This is a genomic window from Hydrogenovibrio sp. (genome assembly GCF_049975065.1).
In the GTDB taxonomy this organism is placed as follows: domain Bacteria; phylum Pseudomonadota; class Gammaproteobacteria; order Thiomicrospirales; family Thiomicrospiraceae; genus Hydrogenovibrio.
The window spans coordinates 9,125-14,195 of record NZ_JBNGDN010000029.1 but is presented as its reverse complement, the minus strand read 5'-3'; the positions used below and the strand labels follow the sequence as shown (position 1 = coordinate 14,195).

Below are 5,071 nucleotides of genomic sequence, written 5' to 3'. Positions count from 1 at the left end.
TTGTTATCGTCCATGGTGTCGCTGCTGGTGTCGCCAAAATCATCCTGGTGATAATAGGCGACATCGTACAGTAAAGAATCGGTCTGGCCGTGCCATTTCAAGCCCACGTCCATCTGATCGCCATAACCGCCGATCAACATTTCGCCAGGCCAGAAGTTATAGGTTTTCCAACCGAAGGGCACTTGGCTTTTACCGACTTTCAGGATATTGTTTTCCGCCAAATCAAAACCGACCCAAGCCTTGTGCATACCCATCTGGTTGCCGGTGGAATTGTGTTTCGGATCGGTAAAACTGCCCGGCCCCATGCGCCACTCTGCCGCATAAGACCAGATACCGTCACCCGGGTCGGCCTGACCATCGGCATACAGCACCAGCGCTTCATCACCGATATTGCCTTCGTTGGGGTTGTCGCCGCCTTCATAGGTGTAGTTGTAATTGAACCAGACGCCGCCAGCAAAGTTGTGCTCGGCCTGCACGCCACTAGCGGCCGCACTTAAAACAAATATGGCCAAGCCTTTTCCTATCCGAACCGGAAACCTTTTCATTTAATGCTCCAAATTGTTTGTCTTTACGATACCCTACTGAATCGAACCAAAGGGTGTTCAGCGAATGAGCGACCATTCGTCACATCAGCCAAAGAGGCCGAAGTTTTTTTGAAGGTGTGAAAGCATCACACAACTTCACTGGCCGAACCCTCAAGCAAAGTGGTCGCGGTTCGGCAATAGAAGCGCCCTTCGGTTAGACCGATAGGTGCGAATCTGAATAAATGGATTTAATTTCCAGCAAATCTGGCAATACTTTTAGAAAACAATCGACCAAAAAAGGGTCAAAATGGGCTCCTTTTTCCGATTCGATTAACTGAGCGGCACGCTCAACCGGCCAGGCTTTTTTGTAAGGACGCTCAGATGTCAGGGCGTCAAACACATCGGCAATCGCGACAATCCGACCCGATATTGGAATATCCTCACCTTTCAGGCCTTTCGGGTAACCTTTGCCATTGTATTTCTCATGATGCGTCAACGCAATTTCATACGCCAGTTTAAGCACTTCGGAATTATACCCTTCCAGAATTTCCCCACCAATTTCCACATGACGCTGCATCTCGGCATACTCGTCATCGGTCAGCTTGCCCGGTTTGAGCATAATGGAGTCGGAAATGCCGATTTTACCCACATCATGCATGGGTGAGGCGATTCGAATCATGTGCGCCACCGCCTCGCCCAACCCTGCTTCCAGCGCGATTTTTTCCGAAAAAAAACTGACCCGCTTGACATGATTACCGGTCTCGTTGTCACGATACTCCGCAGCGCGCCCCAGTCGATAAATGATTTCATGATGCGCTTCTTCCAGCGCCTGGGTTCTTTCCCGAACCTTGTGTTCCAACGCATGATTTTGCTGCCGCAACGCTTTTTTCATTAGCCAGTTTTCCAACTGTATCTCGATACGCTTGAGCAGTTCATAACGGTTAAACGGCTTCATAACATAATCACTGGCACCGCTTCGCAAGGCTTTAACGCGGTTATCTTGATCGTTCTGAGCGGTCAACATCACCACAGGCGGTGTCGCCTCTTCAGCAAAGGCCTGCTGAATCAACGCCAGCGACGCAAAGCCATCCAACACCGGCATATTAATGTCCAGCAAAATCAGATCAATGTCCCACTCCTGCAAAACGCTGTTTAACTGCAACGGGTCTTTGATGGCATGTATATGGCGATACCCTTCGCTCTGCAACAAATCACAAACGAGATCCAAATTCATTTGCTGGTCGTCAATCACCAGTAAGTGCACCGTCTGCATAGCGTTTTTAAGCATGATGATCCTCTTTCACTTTTCGCAACATCGCCTGCACCCATTCAGACGTTAACCGGGTCGGTGCCATCGCCAACGGCATTTCGGCATTTTCTTGCGCCGCATCGTCGTCCGACAACCAATAAAACACACAAGTATCCGGCACCGTCAATGCCTCTCGAAACTGCTTCCGAACCGACAGAACCGCCTCAGCACTCAAGCCGGTTCCCAGCACAACAACATTCGGCTCAAACGAAGCCGCTCGCTCCAATCCCAGTGCCAAATTCGGTGCAATGCTCAGCTCCACCCCGCTTTCAGCCTGACACACCTGCCCCATAGTCTGCATATTATCGCCTTGGTTATCCATTAACAAGACCCTCAGACAAGTCGGCGGCCTTTTTATCGACGGCAACCTGTCTGCGTAAACGCGTTCAACACTTCCAGCATCCACCAACGGGAACAGAACCCAGAAGGTGGTTCCTTCGCCTTCCTGACTGCTGAAGCCGATGCTTCCCCCCATGGCTTCCACCAGTTTTCGGGTAATGCTTAAACCGATGCCGGTGCCTTCAATTTCCGAAGCTTCTTGCCCCAGACGTTTGTAGGCCGAAAAAACCTGATCTTGTTTAGACGAGGCGATGCCATAGCCGGTATCCTGCACCGACAGCCGCACTTGGCTCACGCCCTCGCTGCCACAACACTGTGCCTGCAACACCACTTTGCCCTCGGGTCGATTGTATTTAATCGCATTGGACAACAAATTCAGCATCACCTGCTTAAACCGCAAGGCATCCACCGAGATAGACAATTCAAACTCTTGCCACTGCGGCACTTGAATGTCTATGCGGTGTTTTTGCGCCATCGGCTCAATGGTTGAAAGCGCACTTTTGACCAGATCGGCCAGACAAAACGGTTCCACCTTTAAATCCAGTGCCCCTTCTTCAATTTTTGACAACTCCAGCAACTGATTAATCAATGCCAGCAAATGCTCGCCACTGGCCGCAATATTCTGAACCTGACGCAACTGGTGCGCCCCCAGCTCATCGGACTGCAGCAATTCGGCATAGCCGATCACGGCATTCAACGGCGTGCGCAATTCATGGCTCATACTGGCCAGAAAGTCACTTTTGGCACGGTCGGCTTTTTCTGCTCGCTGCAAGGCTTGCATCAAAGCTTCCTCCGCGTGTTTTCGTTCAGTCACGTCCTGAACAATCCCCAGCATCCGCTCCGCTTCGCCCGATTCGGCGCGTACTACATCACCGCGCTCTTGCAACCAACGCACGGTGCCATCCTCCCAAACCACACGGTGCTCGACATTGTAATCGGCACCGGTTTCCACACAAGCCTGAATGGCTTCCAACACCTTTTCACGATCATCTGGGTGAACATGGTGGAGAAAATTATCAAAGGAGACATCCATTTCAGTGGCCTCGCCACCGAACATGGGCGCTATGCGCTCAGACCAGTAAAGTTCATTGCGCTGAATATGCCATTCCCAAGTGCCGATATTGGCAAAGGATTGACTGCGCATCAGTCGTTCTTCACTGACGGTTAAGGCTTGCTGGGTTTGTTTCAGATGGGTGATGTCGGTACGGATGGAAATATACTTTTTCGGTCGCCCGCGACTGTCGAGAATCGGCACAATGGTGGACTCCACCCAATAGTGCTCGCCGGATTTCGAGCGGTTACACACCTCCCCTTTCCAAGGGCGACCGGAAGCGATGGTGCGCCACATATCGGCAAAAAACGACTTGGGATGGGTACCGGAATTGACAATGCGATGATTTTGCCCAACCAGCTCATCCCGCGTGTAACCACTGACGCGACAAAAGGTATCATTCACTTCGATAATGCGCCCACGACGGTCGGTTATGGAAATAATGTTATGCACATCCAAGCCGGTTTTGAAATCCAAGGCTTTTTGAAGCGCACTGTCACCGGCCTCTGCCAAGTAGGCCTGATCACGGTCGTGATCCAGCCGCGCCAATATCTGAGCGGCCAACTGCGATAGGCGTCCGCCCTTCGGCAAAATAACATTTAACGAATAGGGACGAAAAGCGGCGCGGCCGTGCAAAACCGGCACCACGTCACGAAACTGAAACACCGGCACTCGCTTGACATTGGGGAACTGATGCAAGGCCAGATGTACCGACTCAGGCGTCGCGGCATCGTCCTGCTCCAGAACAATCCCATTGGGCAAGCCATTCTTAACCGCGAACAACGCCTGCTGAACCGTTTGGTGACGTTCCGTCAAGACGCCCAGCCCCTGCAGATAGGTGGTCAATGCCTGACATTCCGCGCTGTCGCCAATCAGGCAAACTCGGTACGGCTGCACCACTTGCGTCAGCCGATGATGCAGATAATAAAACTGACGCCGAAAATAAAAACTGTCTTGAGGCCAGATAAAATAATAGGTCACGCCCTGATGCGCCAAACGCAAGCGCACGTTCACATCATCCTCTGTGGCCAGATAGACCGCCTGATCGAGCGGAAAGTGCAACGGCAGTGCCCCCGCCAAATTCGGCTCAACCTTAGTAGCGTTTTCGCAATCGCCCAATATCAGAATGTCGCGGTGCGTCAACTGCATCCATTCATCGGGTCGGGTCATCACCACCTGAGTGACGTTAAGCCCCGTCAATTTCGCCATCACATCGGCTCTGCGCTCATCCGACACTCGGTAAAAACACAAACGAGGCGGCTCATCCGTCTGCTCAATGCGTTGTTGGATCCGCGCCAATTCGCCCTTCAAACGCGCTTTAAGCGCAGCGGGCTTTAGCACCCGAGACCAGGATGCGCAAAAGGCTTCCACCGACGCGTCCATCAACGACATTTCAACCTGGGACAGCGTTTTAACCAGTTCGTGCAAGCCGACGGACTTCAACGCATACACCAAAGCGTCCAGTTCATCGTAAAACACTTCCCATTCAGCAGACACCCGAGAGTCCTCTAGGTTATCCGCCGCGCTGACCGCCAAATGACGCACCGTTTCATAACGGTCACACAACCCCTGCAGACGTGCATCAAACACCCGGCGTAGCTCGGTCAAACCGTCGAGAGTTAAAAAAAGCCTTGCGTTTTGCGACATCATTTCGATCCTAAAATAGGTTAGAAAACAACTGTTTAGAGAACATATCATTCAATCCAGCTGGGGTTCAATCAGAGGTTCCAGAGATTCCTTAGAATGTTACTGGGTGTTAATCGTTGTGAGTGAGTGGCATTGAAAAAGCGTGCTCGGCAATCCGACGCAACAGCTCAAATGCCTGCTGCGTTTTAGGCGAAGCAGGCA

Annotated in this window: 2 protein-coding genes and 1 pseudogene; all 3 read right to left on the bottom strand. The window is 51.7% G+C overall.

Going from position 1 to position 5,071, the window contains the following annotated elements; all coding sequences use genetic code 11:
• Positions 1-512 (bottom strand): annotated as a pseudogene (locus tag ACP5D0_RS05215) (hypothetical protein); the annotation flags it as partial.
• Positions 513-738: 226 nt separating this feature from the next.
• Complete coding sequence (locus tag ACP5D0_RS05210; RefSeq protein WP_472364554.1) at positions 739-1,812, bottom strand: HD domain-containing phosphohydrolase; 1,074 nt, start codon at positions 1,810-1,812, stop codon at positions 739-741.
• The gene (locus ACP5D0_RS05205; protein ID WP_472364553.1) at positions 1,805-4,873 is read right to left on the bottom strand and encodes a sensor histidine kinase; all 3,069 of its coding nucleotides are present in this window, start codon (positions 4,871-4,873) and stop codon (positions 1,805-1,807) included. Before ACP5D0_RS05205 ends, ACP5D0_RS05210 begins: the two co-directional genes overlap by 8 nt.
• Positions 4,874-5,071 lie beyond the last annotated feature (198 nt).